Annotated in this window: 8 protein-coding genes; 2 read left to right on the top strand and 6 right to left on the bottom strand. The window is 39.4% G+C overall.

Going from position 1 to position 15,280, the window contains the following annotated elements; genetic code table 11:
* Positions 1–235: 235 nt before the first annotated feature.
* On the bottom strand, positions 236–1,741 hold the full coding sequence (locus tag Q0093_RS05955) for an LTA synthase family protein (protein WP_297928958.1): 1,506 nt from the start codon (positions 1,739–1,741) through the stop codon (positions 236–238).
* A 67-nt stretch (positions 1,742–1,808) separates the two neighbouring features.
* Here Q0093_RS05955 and Q0093_RS05950 point away from each other — a divergent pair, with 67 nt between their 5' ends.
* The gene (locus tag Q0093_RS05950; protein ID WP_294179060.1) at positions 1,809–1,985 is read left to right on the top strand and encodes a hypothetical protein; all 177 of its coding nucleotides are present in this window, start codon (positions 1,809–1,811) and stop codon (positions 1,983–1,985) included.
* A gap of 605 nt (positions 1,986–2,590) precedes the next feature.
* Here the strand turns inward: Q0093_RS05950 and Q0093_RS05945 are convergent.
* The gene (locus tag Q0093_RS05945) at positions 2,591–5,860 is read right to left on the bottom strand and encodes an alpha-mannosidase (RefSeq protein ID WP_297928956.1); all 3,270 of its coding nucleotides are present in this window, start codon (positions 5,858–5,860) and stop codon (positions 2,591–2,593) included.
* Positions 5,861–6,335: 475 nt separating this feature from the next.
* Between Q0093_RS05945 and Q0093_RS05940 the strand changes: the two genes are divergently transcribed.
* A complete protein-coding gene (locus Q0093_RS05940) occupies positions 6,336–7,670 on the top strand; it encodes an NADP-specific glutamate dehydrogenase (RefSeq protein WP_009317819.1) in 1,335 nt (444 codons plus the stop codon).
* A 119-nt stretch (positions 7,671–7,789) separates the two neighbouring features.
* On the opposite strand, the gene carB is transcribed toward Q0093_RS05940, so the two are convergent.
* From carB to Q0093_RS05920, 4 genes are all read right to left on the bottom strand, one after another.
* Positions 7,790–11,008, bottom strand: coding sequence for a carbamoyl-phosphate synthase (glutamine-hydrolyzing) large subunit (gene carB, locus Q0093_RS05935; protein WP_297928954.1), 3,219 nt, complete (start codon positions 11,006–11,008; stop codon positions 7,790–7,792).
* A 248-nt stretch (positions 11,009–11,256) separates the two neighbouring features.
* Positions 11,257–12,192, bottom strand: coding sequence for a M23 family metallopeptidase (locus Q0093_RS05930; RefSeq protein WP_294179067.1), 936 nt, complete (start codon positions 12,190–12,192; stop codon positions 11,257–11,259).
* 278 nt (positions 12,193–12,470) lie between these two features.
* A complete protein-coding gene (recG, locus tag Q0093_RS05925) occupies positions 12,471–14,567 on the bottom strand; it encodes an ATP-dependent DNA helicase RecG (protein WP_297928952.1) in 2,097 nt (698 codons plus the stop codon).
* The gene (locus Q0093_RS05920) at positions 14,560–15,255 is read right to left on the bottom strand and encodes a 2-C-methyl-D-erythritol 4-phosphate cytidylyltransferase (RefSeq protein WP_294179072.1); all 696 of its coding nucleotides are present in this window, start codon (positions 15,253–15,255) and stop codon (positions 14,560–14,562) included. Before Q0093_RS05920 ends, recG begins: the two co-directional genes overlap by 8 nt.
* Between the last annotated feature and the right edge of the window lie 25 nt (positions 15,256–15,280).

Here is a 15,280-nt window from a genome sequence, read left to right as displayed (position 1 = left end):
GAGAACTCAAAGGTTCTCCTTTTTTACTTTTCTGTAATAAATTTATCTGAGTTTTTTATAAGGAGGATAGCGGGCTATCTGACGAGTGAAAATGAGAAATCAGACCGGAAGAAAACGCAGAAATGACCTGATGATATTTTCTTATCGAAAAATTTAAACAGACTCTAAATCGTTTATCAGCTTTTCTTCTTAAGAGAAGACGGTATGCGTCGTTTGAAATATCTTGAAAATCATTTTATTTCGAGTGAGGGTTAGAAGATCCGAAATAATCTTTGGATAGAATAAGATTTGATATATCCCAAGCTTTTATTTGATCAGGTATAAGAGGGGAGTCGCTATTTCCGTATATCGATTTTTTATCCCAGTGTACGGCACTGGATACGGGATATTGTAAAATGCTGTGTCCCACTCCTTTCCATGAATAATCGTTCAAGCCCATGACATCGAGTAAAGTCGGATATATGTCGATTTGTCCCATAATGTTTTTATGATTTAGGGAAAGAGGGGCATTTAAAATAATCATAGCAATTTCTCTGTCAGATAGTTTTCTTTTTTTTCTGCCATCTAAAACATTCTTCCCTAACTCATCGTGATCGGAAACAATGACGATCGTTGAATTTTTATATAGATTATTCTTTTTCAGAGAATTGATAAAAGAACCGATTGCCTGGTCTGTATAATGAAATGCTTCCATGCAGTTTCTTACCGTAGGAGTGAATTGCTTGGACTCAGATATCCGGGTCTTGTTTATGGGAGTGTCGTAAGGCATGTGCGTCGAGGCGGTTACGATCTGACAGAAGAAGGGTTCAGGAAAATTTTTTATGATCCTAAAACTTTGTTGCATCAGAGATTTGTCGCTGATACTGCCACGTATCATATCGTCTTTTTCCAAGCATCTTTTGTCATAGAGCGTGTCGAATGAGAAAGCTTTAGACATTTCTTTTTGATTCCAAAAACTTCCAGCATCGCTGATGATATTGGCGCTATAATAGCCATAAGGTTTTAGGGCATCGGCTAATGATGGAAAATGTTTTGTTTTACAGGTTGTTGCCGCTGCTCCTGATTGCAGAGGTAGAATTCCTGTATTGATCATAAGGTGTCCGTCGCTTGATCTGCCGTCTTTTACTTGGGGAAGAACATGCAAAGCCGAAATAACAGAATCTTCTTTTATAAAATGGTTTAGGTTGGGAGTTATTTCGATCCCGTCTATTGTTTTGTTTAATAGCCATGAATTGAGTGACTCGACGATAATGATGATCAAATTTCTTCGGGGATGGTCGAGAACCGTATTGTGTATTTGTTTTTTTTCTTTTGACAAAATGAACCGGTCGATATAGTTTTTTTCTTCTGGAGTTATTTGATCTGGTGTTACGATTGCCTTAGTTAAAGTATAAATAAAGTAAGGAACGAGCCCGTTTGCTTCGACATAGAATGACGGTCCGAAAGATGCAGTCCATCTTATCCAAGGAGACGGTCGGTTCGGATCTTTTATTATCGCTGCTTTTAATGGTGTTGCAAGATATCCGAAAGAACAAATTATAAATATCATTGCACTGTAAGCGATACGTTTTCGGAGAGGTTCGTACGTATTGATATTGTTTCTATAAAATCCTAAGTATGAAAATAATAGCAGTATGGTGGGTAGAATGACCCATATATCTCCCGGATGAATAGATCCGATAATACTTTTTATCAGTATTTCAGAGACGTTATCGAATAAAAAATAGGATGAAAAGGGCATTAGAGTCTGATATGTTCTGAAATACCATATTTGAGATAAACAAAATATATCCAAGAGAAATAATAAAATGAAAATTATCCATCTTCGTTTGTTTATGAAAAAGAAAGGAAGCATGAGTATGCACGCATCAAACAAACTTCTGAATTTTCTGACTATTAATGTAAATGCAGATGTTTCGTTTTGCATTATGTTGTATTGTAGTGCTTCGATGGATATTGCAGCGCAGATTACGCTTAGAAAATAAAATAGTAAAAGCTTAGAATTGATATTTTTGAAAAATTCTATATTCATATTAGTTTATAAATCAATAAAATATAAATATATTATTAGATGTACTATAATATATAGTATTAATTACGCACCGAAATTTATCTTTTTAAGTGGGACTAAGAGGCTGTTTAAATTTTCCGATGCAAGAAATATTCTCAAGTCGTCTTTGTATTTTCTTTCGCTCTGTTTTCCCGTTTTCGTTCGTCAGATAGCCCGCTATCATCCTCGTAAAAACAGAAAAACATACTCGGAAGAAATTCTCAAAACTGACCCGAGTAAAATTTAAACAGGCTCTAAATAGATATAACTATTCTGTGAATGTTGGCTTTATCTTTTGATTGTCTGTATATTATACATAGACAATTTATTCTAATCTAAAGTGATGAAAAATCAACATTATTTTGAGCCTCAAAATTAATATAAAATGGGAATAGACACAACTTTCAGTATAAGAATTGATTATAAATATATAATAAAAAGACACCTTGATGAATTATTTATCAAGGTGTCTGTTGGGTTTATTGAGTTTGAGAGCCAGTTTAAATTTTACTCGGGTCGGGTTTGAGATTTTCTTTTTACTTAATTCTTAGCGTATTCGATTACCTGTGTCTGTTTAGGCAAAGCTCTCGGTTCTATTGCCGGTTTTGCATCATTGGCTGGATCGATACTTGCTGTTACAGCAAATACGACGATATTTTCATTATCGGGCAGAATAATTTGAGATGCGCCTTTCGGTACGTCTAATTCCAGACGATAGATATAGGTAAATTGATACGGTTCGTTGCGGAATACATATTGGTTAGAACCTTCAAGTCCCAACACCTGATGGTGGCGATGTGTGCCTACATGAGCGATAACACCGTCTTTTACGTATCCTTCGCTGAAATTCTGTAATCCCCATTGTGCATAAAAATCTGTATAATAAGGCACTTTCAGATCGGTACTCCGGTCTCCTATACGGAATGTGGCTGTACGATCTTTGTCTGTGGCAGCAGCAAGTATATACACTTTGTCGTATATTTTATCCTGAGGTATGTCGATTGTATCGCCTTTACATTTGATTATATTGTTTATCCCGGCTTTTCCCATTTTGAAAGGAATACCGTTTACCTCTAAAACTGAGGGTAATAATTCAGCGGCATAGGAACATTTGTGTCCGTCTACATCAGCGATTTCGGCAAAATAATCGGTAGATATACCATTTGCATTATATTTTAATGCGATTGTTCTGCTTTCTGCCGGTTGAAGTTTGTTTATCGGATCTTTTAATTTCACAATAAAGGTTTTGGGTTGAAATTTACTGCAACTGATAGAAATCGAATTCCCGGATACAGGGACATCCCTGATATTCTCTTCGATTCCATTTACTTCACGTGCCCATTCTATCTCTGTCGGGAAACTGATTCGGGCATCTTTTACCTCTTTACCGGATGTCTCATAAACCCGTACGACATATCCGTTCCCGTTTTCGGCTTTTTTCAGCATTTTGATGGCTATCTGAGGCGTATTTGAATTTACGAAAGATATTGTTTTCCCTAATATTCCGTTATGTTTAGGTGCGATATATGCGATTAACGGTTGATTCAATTCTTCAGCTTTTTGTATGATTCCTGCATTTTCGAGAGACTGAGTATGTCCTACTATGGAATAAATAATCTGATGGTGTCCGAGATCCATAGTCCGTTGATGGGCATACCGTTCCTCCGATCCCGGTGTGTGCAATAAGGTCAGACGAAGAGTATTGTCATCGGGTTTATCCCAACCGTATTTACAGTTATTCAGAATTGAAACGCCATAAGACCCGTCTTCGTCAGAAAGGTCTGCCCAGTGTTGTGCATAAACCTCATAAGCGAGTTCTGTGTTGTTTCCTCTTTTTATGTTCCCTAATCCTAAGTCATAAGTAGCTTCCTTATTAGATACAGACAAAGGAAACTCCGCTTTTAATAGTGATGCTTTCGTCGCCCAGTCTATATCGGTAACGATGTCGATACGATCATCTGCAGCACCTTCGGTGAGGCAAATGCGTTGTGTAAATTTACTGTCACCGTCTTTACGTTCTACTTTCAGCACAGATCGTAAACCTCCATTTTCTTCTATTGTGATTTTGACATCTTCTTTTATGGATTCGGGTTCGGCATCCATTACGCTTTTAATAATTTCCCATGCCGGCCATTCGTTTGACATATTGTTTCGGAATAAAGCGAGTCGTATTGCCTTTCCATTTTTAACAAGTTCTTTGCCGACTCTTTTGTCTATAATCGAAGATATATCGCCATTGGAGTTTAGAGTGACTTTATAAATACTGTTTTCGATAGAATTTGCAGTAGTTGTCAGTGTTTTTGTATTTTTTTGTTTTCCGGATAGACGGATATCATATACACTATAACTTACCGGATCGACATTTGCCGCGAATAAGATATGTACCTTTCCATCGGTATATCCGAGTATTTGTGCGGGAGTTTCCTTTCCGTCGGGAGTGTAAACTTTTATGCCTGAAGGGGATTTGTCTGTGGGGATAAAGGCTTCGGCAATATTTTTACGGGCATAAGCAGTCGGATTATAGATTACAACCGGGATGCCTTTAACTTTTGTGTCCATCCCTGAAATAACTGCACCGCTTGCAGTGTTCATCACTTGCATAAACTGAGTTTGGGACAGAATTTCATCATTCCAAGAAAAAGGATATACTTCTCGAATACTGGTTCCTGTAAGATCATCATGGAATTGATGCCAAATGAAACGCTGCCAGCTTTCGGTCAAAGTTTTACTTTGATAAGGCAGAGCACCGATCCATTCGGCAATTACAGATGCTCGTTCGGCTGCATCTGCTAATTGTTCATTTCTACGATTGAATCGTTTCATTGCCGATTGAGAGGTATAACATCCCGAAGCATGTACGTCCATTAACAATTCGCCGTCGAATACGGGGAGCTCTTCTACTTTCCCGGAGTGTAGGTAGTCTTTATATAGTTGGTCGGAAGATGCACTGACAATCTCTATCGGCCCATCTCCTGAAGTTTGGGCTTTTTCTATTGCCATGGCAGAAACAGGCATTGCCGAACCCCCTCTGTCCCCAGCACCGAAATAGCGGTATGCCGTATGCATCGGATCTCTTTCTATGCGTTGCATCAGATCGCTGTCTTTTGTAAGATCATCTTCATTGAAGTTGTAGACATAACTGCCGCAGTCTAAAGCACATATCAGTTCAGCTCCGTCGATTCCTTTCCAGCGTCCTATGGTAAACGGTATTTTCGAGTCTCCGTAAAACGGTTTTTTGCGCCATCCTAATTTTTGAGTGGAGAAACCAATAAGACCGCAATGTTTGGCAATAGAAGGGAGTGTATAGCCAAAACCGAAACAATCGGGTAAAAAAATGTCAGTCGATTTCAGTCCGAATTCTTTTTTATAAAATTCTTGTCCGAGCAGAATATTTCGGAAACTGGATTCGGGAGACGGAACATTCACGTCGTTAGCATCCCATGAAGATCCGGATATATGCCATCTTCCGCTTTTTATGGCCTCTTTTACTTTTTCATAATCAAGAGGATAATATTCTTTCATCCAATTATATTTTACAGCTCCTTCAAAATTGAAAATATAATCGGGATAATCACGTATAAGCGCTAAGTTCTGATGAATGGTGCGGGGAATATAGTCAATGATCGATGTTTGTACCGTCCACAACCATTGCGTATCCAGGTGTGCATTGGAGACAACGTATGCCTTACCTGATTTTTGGGGTTGTGTTGCCGAGACATTTCCTGCAATACTCGCTAAGCAGATTGCTAATATCCATTTTGGGGCTGAAAAGGAAAACCTTTTTTTGTGTGTTGAAAATTTTTTTTTCATAAGTGTGTAATTTATGTGTAGTTAGATGATGGCATATTTATGATTTCATAAAATAATTCTGGCTGCATTAAAGATATGAAATATAATTTAATAACCGATTAAGAGCCGGTCTAAATTTTCTAATAAGAAATATTATCGGAAAATTCAGGCTGGCTCTTAGATAGAATGTTTGAATATACCGTATTTTTATTTGTGTCAAAATTTTTCATAAATAGATAAAAACAGATCTTTTTGCCATTAAAAATAATTTTATTGCGCTTTTTGTTATTTATTTTCTGTTATTTCTTGCAATTATCAAATTATTTGTTTTAAATTTGCGTCAAAATAAAAGATATAGCCTCTATTTCTTGCATTTTTATTACTAATGAACGCCTGGAAAGTAAAAAGTCAGAAGTAAGAGTGAAGGTAAAGGCTTGCTTTATGTAGAAATATGATTAGAATCTGAATTATTTATTACTATAAATTATCAAGAAAAATGAATGCACAAAACGTACTGAGTGAACTGAAAAGACGTTTCCCGAATGAACCTGAATATCATCAGGCTGTGGAAGAAGTGTTGTCAACTATCGAGGATGCCTACAATGAACATCCTGAGTTTGACCGTTACAATCTTATTGAAAGACTTTGTATTCCTGATCGTATTTTTTCATTTCGTGTAACTTGGTTGGATGATAAAGGAAAAGTGCAAACCAATATGGGATATCGAGTACAGCATAATAATGCAATCGGACCGTATAAAGGGGGAATTCGTTTCCATTCATCCGTAAACTTGTCTATCCTTAAATTCCTTGCGTTCGAACAGACTTTTAAAAACTCTTTGACGACATTGCCGATGGGTGGGGGTAAAGGAGGTTCGGACTTTAACCCGAAAGGAAAATCCGATACGGAAATCATGCGTTTTTGTCAGGCTTTTGTTACCGAATTATGGCGGCATATCGGGCCGGAAACTGATGTTCCTGCCGGTGATATCGGAGTAGGAGGACGCGAGGTCGGTTATATGTATGGTATGTATAAAAAACTGGCTCGTGAAAATACTGGAACTTTTACCGGTAAAGGTCTTGAATTCGGGGGGTCTTTGATTCGTCCGGAGGCTACCGGTTATGGCAATGTATATTTCCTTCTTGAAATGCTGAAAACCCGGAATATAGATATTAAAGGTAAAGTCGTTACGGTATCGGGATCGGGAAATGTAGCTCAATATACAGTAGAAAAATTGATCAGTCTTGGAGCTAAAGTTGTTACCATGTCTGACAGTAACGGTTACATTTATGATCCTGACGGTATTGATGAAGCCAAATTGAAATATATATTTGAATTGAAAAATCTATATCGCGGACGTATAAAGGAATATGCAGAACAGTATGGTTGCAAGTATGTAGAAGGTGGTCGTCCTTGGGGCGAAAAGTGCGACATCGCCATGCCGAGTGCTACTCAGAACGAATTGGATGGAGATGATGCTCGTGCTTTGCTTGCAAATGGATGTTTTGCCGTGTCGGAAGGAGCAAACATGCCTTCGACTCCTGAGGCTATCGATGAGTTCTTGAAAGCGAAGATTCTTTATGCTCCGGGTAAAGCCGCTAATGCGGGAGGAGTTTCTGTAAGTGGTCTCGAAATGACTCAGAACTCCATCAAATTAAACTGGACGGCAGAAGAAGTCGATGCTCGTTTGAAACAGATTATGTTCGACATCCATACTCAATGTGTACGTTATGGTAAACAAGAGGATGGTACTGTTAACTATGTCAAGGGAGCTAATGTTGCCGGATTTATGAAAGTTGCAAAAGCAATGATGGCACAAGGCGTGTTGTAGTGGAATTTTCTAAACCATACGATAAAAAGTAAGGCGGATAATTTTATCCGCCTTACTTTTTATCGTATGATTTAAGACCGTCTAAGTATAAAACTTAAACAGGTTTTCAAAATAATCTTTTATTTATATTCTTTCCAACTCTTGATTTCTATGTCTTCCATTCCTATGTTGCAGAATGCTTCTATAAATGCACTTGCCAGACGGGCATTTGTCAATAGCGGAATATTGTGATCTATCGAAGCACGGCGGATCTTGTAACCGTTGGTCAGTTCCCGTTTAGTATGATTTTTAGGAATATTGATAACCAATTCGAATTTGTGTTCCGAGATCATGTCCATGACGTTGTTTTCTTTATTTTCATCCGGCCATGAAACGACTTGCACATTCTTTACGCCATTGTCTTTTAGGAATTTTTGTGTCCCGGCCGTAGCATATAAGTCATATCCTTTTTGATCGAGTAGTCGGCAAGCTTCCAATAAATCGACTTTAGATTTTGCCGATCCTGAAGAGACCATTACACTCTTTTTAGGAATGTTATATCCTACTGCAATCATAGAAGTCAAAAGTGCTTCATTGAAATCTTCTCCGATACATCCGACCTCTCCGGTAGATGCCATATCCACACCTAACACAGGATCGGCATTCTGTAACCGGGCAAAGGAGAATTGAGAGGCTTTGACACCGATGCAATCAACATCGAAGGCCGATTTATCAGGCTGTGAGTATGGGGCGTCGAGCATAATGCGGGTTGCCGTTTCGATAAAGTTTCGCTTCAATACTTTAGAAACGAACGGAAAACTTCGAGATGCCCGCAAGTTACATTCGATAACTTTCACTTCATTATTCTTGGCAAGATACTGAATGTTGAAAGGTCCGCTGATATTCAATTCTTTTGCGATCTGCCGGCTGATTTTCTTTATGCGGCGGGCAGTCTCAAAATAGATTTTCTGAGCCGGGAATACCAGAGTCGCATCTCCTGAATGTACTCCTGCAAACTCGACATGTTCGGAGATGGCATACTCCACAACTTCTCCGTTTTTAGCTACGGCATCGAATTCTATCTCTTTGGCGTTCTGCAAAAATTGAGAAACTACAACGGGATATTCTTTTGATACGTGAGCAGCAAGATCAAGGAAGTTTCTCAATCCTTCTTTATCGTAGCAAACATTCATGGCAGCTCCGGAAAGTACATATGACGGACGTACCAATACCGGGAATCCTACTTTTTCGATAAACGCATCGATCTCGTCCATACTGGTGAGTTCTTTCCATGCCGGTTGGTCTATACCCAATTGATCGAGCATGCTGGAAAATTTGTGACGGTTTTCTGCACGGTCGATGGAGACCGGAGATGTCCCGAGAATAGGTACTTGCTGACGATGTAATTTCATTGCCAGGTTATTCGGAATTTGTCCGCCTACCGATACGATGACCCCTTTAGGGGATTCCAAGTCGATCACATCAAGTACCCGTTCATAGGTCAGCTCATCGAAATAAAGCCGGTCGCACATGTCGTAGTCTGTCGATACCGTTTCAGGATTGTAATTGATCATTATCGATTTATATCCTAATTTACGGGCTGTTTGCACGGCATTTACCGAACACCAGTCGAATTCTACCGAACTACCTATGCGGTATGCTCCTGATCCGAGCACTACGACCGATTTGTCGTTTTTGTAATAAGGAATGTCATGATCGCTTCCGTCATACGTCAAATACAGATAATTGGTCAGTTCCGGATGTTCCGAAGCTACGGTATTGATTCGTTTTACAGAAGGAAGTATTCCTAATTTCTTCCGATGATTGCGGGTACGGATATTTTCAGCTTCCATATTCCCTTGTGGATTCTCCACAAAACGGGCAATCTGGAAATCAGAGAATCCGAGACGTTTTGCTTCGAGCATTACGTCTGCAGGAATATCTTCTATATGATCGTATGTTTGAAGTTTTAATTTATAGTCGTGAATATTTTTCAGCTTACCGAGGAACCATGAGTCTATTTTTGTCAGATCATGTATCTTCTCGATCGTATAACCTTTGTCGAATGCCTCAGCAATAGCGAAGATACGCATATCGGTGGGGTGGGAAAGTTCTTCTGCCAGATTGTCGAATTTCAGGTCGCTGTTTCCTACGAAACCGTGCATTCCCTGTCCGATCATTCTTAGACCTTTTTGAATGATTTCTTCAAAACTTTTACCGATAGACATGATTTCTCCTACCGATTTCATGCTCGATCCGATTAGTCGGGATACTCCGGCGAATTTGTTCAAATCCCAGCGGGGAATTTTGCAGATATAGTAGTCGAGACTCGGTGCTACGTATGCCGAATTGGGAGTTCCCATTTCTCCGATTTGATCTAAAGAATAACCTAAAGCGAGTTTTGCAGCGACGAATGCTAAAGGATAACCGGTCGCTTTTGAAGCTAAAGCTGAAGAACGGCTTAACCGAGCATTGACTTCGATTACCCGATAATCGTCTGTTTCGGAATTGAAAGCGTATTGTATATTGCATTCTCCGACGATACCCAGATGGCGGATAGTTCTTTTAGAAAGTTCTTGTAACAGAGCCAGTTCTTTTTCGTCAAGAGAACAAGTCGGTGCGACAACGATACTTTCACCGGTATGTATGCCGAGCGGATCGAAATTTTCCATACTCGCAACGGTAAAACAGTGATCGTTTTTATCCCGTATGACTTCAAACTCGATTTCTTTCCACCCTTTTAGAGATTCCTCTACAAGAATCTGATTAGAATAAGAAAATGCATTCTCGGCAAGCTCTTTTAATTCTTTTTCATTGTAACAAAAACCGCTACCCATACCTCCTAAAGCGTATGCCGAGCGTATGATCAGAGGATATCCGATTGCTTCGGCAGCTTTAAAGGCATCTTCCATCGACTCTACAGCTATGCTTTTCGGGGTCTTAACGCCGATTTCATTTAGTTTCTTAACAAATAAATCCCGGTCTTCGGTATTCATTATCGCTTCTACCGAAGTACCCAATACTTTTACATTGTATTTATCCAGAATACCTTTATTATATAATTCTGTTCCGCAGTTCAATGCAGTTTGACCGCCAAATGCGAGAAGAATACCGTCGGGTTGCTCCTTTTTGAAAATTTCTTCTACGAAATAGGGGGTTACAGGTAAGAAATATACTTGATCGGCAATCCCTTCCGACGTTTGTATTGTCGCTATGTTAGGATTGATAAGGACTGTCTTGATTCCTTCTTCTTTTAATGCTTTTAATGCTTGAGATCCGGAATAGTCAAATTCTCCCGCTTGTCCGATTTTTAAAGCGCCGGATCCTAATACCAGTACTTTTTTAATAGATTTCTGCATAAATGGATATTATTTTAAATTCTTGTTGTCCGATCAAAAAAAATGCGTTAGCAATAAAGCCAACGCATTATATAATAAAAAATTTGAGTTCATCGTCAACGAAAAACGGGAAATTGCTGTCGGGATTCGACATGCTTGAATGCGGTATGCCACTATTCAGATAAATATTAATTATCATATCTTTCCTGTTTTTCAAAATCTCGGCAAAGATAACAGCTTTTAATCAGAATGTCAAATTTTCACTTCTTTTATTTTACTCGAATAGGTTGTCCCAATCGCAATATCTTATTTTTGCTGATACCGTTCAGTCGGCATAATGTATTTACCGTTGTACGATATTTGACGGCAATAGAAGAGAGCGTATCTCCTTTTTTCACTCTGTAAGTGACGTATTTGCTTCCGTTATTTCCGCTTTTCGATGCTGCGGTGCGTGCCGAATAAGCATTTTTGACTGTCGACTTTGCTCTGAATACATAAGTATCGGTGTGAGGAACTTGATTGACAAAATCGAAAATTTCGTTCGGGTTTATATCCAAACCTAAAAAACGTGTTTCAAAATGCAGGTGAGGGCCTGTTGATCTTCCGGTGTTACCTCCTAATGCGATAGGATCACCTACTTTAACGATCTGGTTGGGTCGAACCAATATTTTTGAAAGATGTCCGTAAATTGTTTCTAATCCGTTCGGATGTCTTAATAATACATAATAACCGTATCCTCTAGCCTCATATTTCGTAATTCTTACTTTCCCGGAAAATGCGGCTCTCACAGTATCGCCTACCTGAAGTTTTAAATCTACGCCTCTGTGCATTCTGCGCCAGCGAGGACCATAATCAGAGGTTTTATATCCCGGAACTGGCATGCAATAATTAGAGACGTCGATTGAGAACGAATCGGGAAATTGTACGGTCGATTTGTAAGGATTTACCCATTCTGTATTCCAGTTGTCTCCGTAAAGATCAAGAGCGGGATATTCGTTATATTCCTGTTCCAGCCTTTTTTTAAGAGCTGTTGAATCCACCACGTTCATAATGCGGGGAATTACTTTGTTATAGGCGATAAGATCTTCTTGAATGGAGGTATGTTTTTTAGTGGCCGGCTTTGTGGTTTGCGCTGAAACTAAACCAAAGGGGATCACTGTTAATAAGCCTGTAATAATAAATTGTTTTAATCCAATCAATTTCATTCCGATGATTTTTTATCTTACTTTTCCGGATTCCCGGAACATGGATAATGTAAATGTGGATATCGTAATCGATACGCTATGTGCCCAGATTTAGGCTCACATTTTCAAAGGTAATGATTTTGTCCGGAAAAAGGATTTTTTGATTAACATCTTTTATGGTAGCGGAGAGGAGAATAATGCTTTGTTTGCTGATAATTACTTGTATTTTAGGTGTTTATTGAAAAATATGTTTTGCAACATGTTTGAACAATTTAAGAAATAAAGATTTGGACAGACTTTTAACTGATCAGACTCCAATTGATTTTCTTTTTGAATATTTTTTGTAATTGGCGGTTCAGAACATAGTTTTCTGTCAGAGACAATTCAGGATCTTTATCTAAAATTTCATTAGCAATATCACGGGCTAATTGCAATATTTGTCCGTCTTTAGCGATGTTTGCGATTTTTAAGTCGAAAGCGATGCCGCTTTGTTGAGTACCTTCCATATCTCCCGGACCTCGTAATTGCAGATCGGCTTCCGATATTTCGAAGCCGTCGTTCGTGCGTACCATGATTTCGAGTCGTTTTCGTGTTTCTTGGGAGAGCTTGTGCGAAGTCATCAAGATACAATATGATTGATCTGCTCCCCGTCCTACACGTCCTCGTAATTGGTGCAATTGCGATAATCCGAAACGTTCGGCATTTTCTATGATCATTACCGAGGCATTCGGAACATTTACACCTACTTCGATTACAGTAGTCGCCACCATGATGTGGGCTTCTCCTGAAACAAATTTCTGCATTTCGGCTTCTTTCTCGGCCGGTTTCATTTTGCCGTGTACCATGCAAACTTTAAACTCGGGAAAGACCTCTTGTATATGTTTAAATCCGTCTTCCAGATTTTTCAGATCCGAACGTTCACTTTCTTGTATAAGCGGATATACGATGTAAATCTGTCGGCCTATTTCGATTTGTTTACGAATAGATGCATATAGAGCTCCTCGTTTATTATCGTATTGGTGTATGGTTTGTATCGGCTTCCTTCCCGGAGGGAGTTCGTCGATTACCGAAACGTCCAAATCTCCGTAAACGGTCATTGCCAATGTTCGGGGAATGGGTGTTGCCGTCATTACCAGTATGTGGGGAGGCCGATTGTTTTTTTTCCACAGTCGTGCACGTTGTTCTACTCCGAAGCGGTGCTGTTCGTCGATGACTACTAATCCCAGATTTGAAAAGAGTACGGTATCTTCGATCAGTGCATGTGTACCGATAATCAGATTTACATCTCCCGTCAGTAATCCTTCATGAATGCGTTCTCTTTCTCTTTTCCGTGTCGATCCGGTCAGCAATTCTACATGTATGCCAATTGGGGCTACTAATTCGCTGATCGATTCGTAATGCTGAGATGCCAATATTTCGGTGGGAGCCATGAGACATGCCTGAAATCCGTTATCGACAGCCATTAGCATGCTCATTAGGGCTACCAGGGTTTTTCCGCTTCCGACGTCTCCTTGTAACAAACGATTCATCTGTTTCCCGCTTCCGACATCTGCACGAATTTCCCGTAATACTCTTTTTTGAGCGTTTGTCAGCTCAAAAGGTAAACATTGATGATAAAAATTATTGAAATGGTCTCCGATGTGGTCGAACCGAAAACCTCCCAGTTTTTTTTGTCTTTGTCGGGTAAAACGAAGTATATTCAGTTGCAGGTAGAACAGTTCTTCGAATTTAAGTCTGAATTGCGCTTTTCTAAGCAGGTCGGGAGATTGTGGGAAATGTATATTTCGTATGGCTTCGGTCAGATAGATGACTTGGGAACGGGCGATAACCTGTGCCGGTAATGTTTCGGGAAGAGGACCATTAATACTTTTCCAAAGATTATACATGATTTTTTGTATAGCCTTCGAATTAAGAAAATGGCTCTTCATTTTCTCTGTCGTATTATAATAAGCTTGTAATCCCGGAGCTTTATCGATAATATCGTCGATCGGATCGATCTCGGGATGGGCGATATTGAATTTGTTACCGAACCGGATCGGTTTTCCGAACAGAGTGTATTCTGTACCCGGTTTGTATTTTTCGATAATGAATTTTATCCCTTTAAACCATACCAGTTCGATGATGCCTGTTCCGTCAGAAAAACGGGCGATGAGTCGACGACCTTTGCCTTCGCCTTGTGTTTCGAAATTCAATATCTCTCCCCGTAGTTGGATATAGGGCATATTTCCGTCGATTTCCTTGATTTTATAGGTACGGCTGCGGTCTATATATTTATAAGGGAAATAGTATAAAAGATCTTCGAAGCTGAATATTTTCAGTTCTTTATTGAATAGTTCCGCTTTTTTCGGACCTACTCCCGGTAGAAATTTTATGTCGCGGGTCGATAAGTCAGACATGGGATAATAACATTTCTGCCAATAACAAATCTTTTGGGGTTGTAATTTTTATGTTTTCTGTGTTTCCTTTTATCAACTTGACCTCTTTGCCTGTGGCCTCAACGACTGATGCATCGTCGGTAAAGAAGTTGCAGAACGGCTGACGGTACGCTTCTTTCAAAAGCGCGGTTTTGAAAACTTGAGGAGTTTGTACACTCCGATATAAGTTTCTCGGGACAGATTTGCTTTTTCCGTTTGGGGTCAACTCTCGTAGAGAATCGGTTACTTCAATGACCGGAATTACCGCACCTGATCGTTTCGCTTCTTCGAATGCGTTGTCGATTACCTCTTCGGAAACTAATGGGCGTACACCGTCGTGCACGGCTACCAGCCCGTTATCAGGCAAAGTATCGAGTCCGTTTTTTACTGAATGAAAACGGGTCGGTCCTCCTGTAACGACTCTGTGTTTAAGAGTAAATCGATGTTGAAGACATAAGTCGTTCCAATAATTTTGGTGTTCTTCGGGTAATACCAAAATTATTTCTATTTCAGGATCATATCTATAAAAAGCTTCGAGAGTGTGCATCAGTACCGGATGACCTGAGATCGGGCGGAATTGTTTGGGAATTTCTCCACCCATTCTCAATCCTTTTCCTCCGGCCACGATAATAACGTATTTAGGAAGTTGAAAACAATTATCGATTTGCATTTTTCCGGTTTTTTGCATTTCCCGG

It is taken from the genome of uncultured Coprobacter sp. (assembly GCF_947855755.1).
Lineage (GTDB): Bacteria > Bacteroidota > Bacteroidia > Bacteroidales > Coprobacteraceae > Coprobacter.
The sequence above is the reverse complement of the archived record's forward strand: the minus strand, read 5'-3'. Positions and strand labels throughout refer to the sequence as shown.

What these genes read in the sequence shown, in the direction of transcription:
- Q0093_RS05955 (WP_297928958.1), bottom strand. Translation starts at nt 1,741, where the DNA reads ATGCCCTTTTCATCCTATTTTTTATTCGATAACGTCTCTGAAATACTG.
- Q0093_RS05950 (WP_294179060.1), top strand. Translation starts at nt 1,809, where the DNA reads ATGAAAATTATCCATCTTCGTTTGTTTATGAAAAAGAAAGGAAGCATG.
- Q0093_RS05945 (WP_297928956.1), bottom strand. Translation starts at nt 5,860, where the DNA reads ATGAAAAAAAAATTTTCAACACACAAAAAAAGGTTTTCCTTTTCAGCC.
- Q0093_RS05940 (WP_009317819.1), top strand. Translation starts at nt 6,336, where the DNA reads ATGAATGCACAAAACGTACTGAGTGAACTGAAAAGACGTTTCCCGAAT.
- carB (WP_297928954.1), bottom strand. Translation starts at nt 11,008, where the DNA reads ATGCAGAAATCTATTAAAAAAGTACTGGTATTAGGATCCGGCGCTTTA.
- Q0093_RS05930 (WP_294179067.1), bottom strand. Translation starts at nt 12,192, where the DNA reads ATGAAATTGATTGGATTAAAACAATTTATTATTACAGGCTTATTAACA.
- recG (WP_297928952.1), bottom strand. Translation starts at nt 14,567, where the DNA reads ATGTCTGACTTATCGACCCGCGACATAAAATTTCTACCGGGAGTAGGT.
- Q0093_RS05920 (WP_294179072.1), bottom strand. Translation starts at nt 15,255, where the DNA reads ATGCAAATCGATAATTGTTTTCAACTTCCTAAATACGTTATTATCGTG.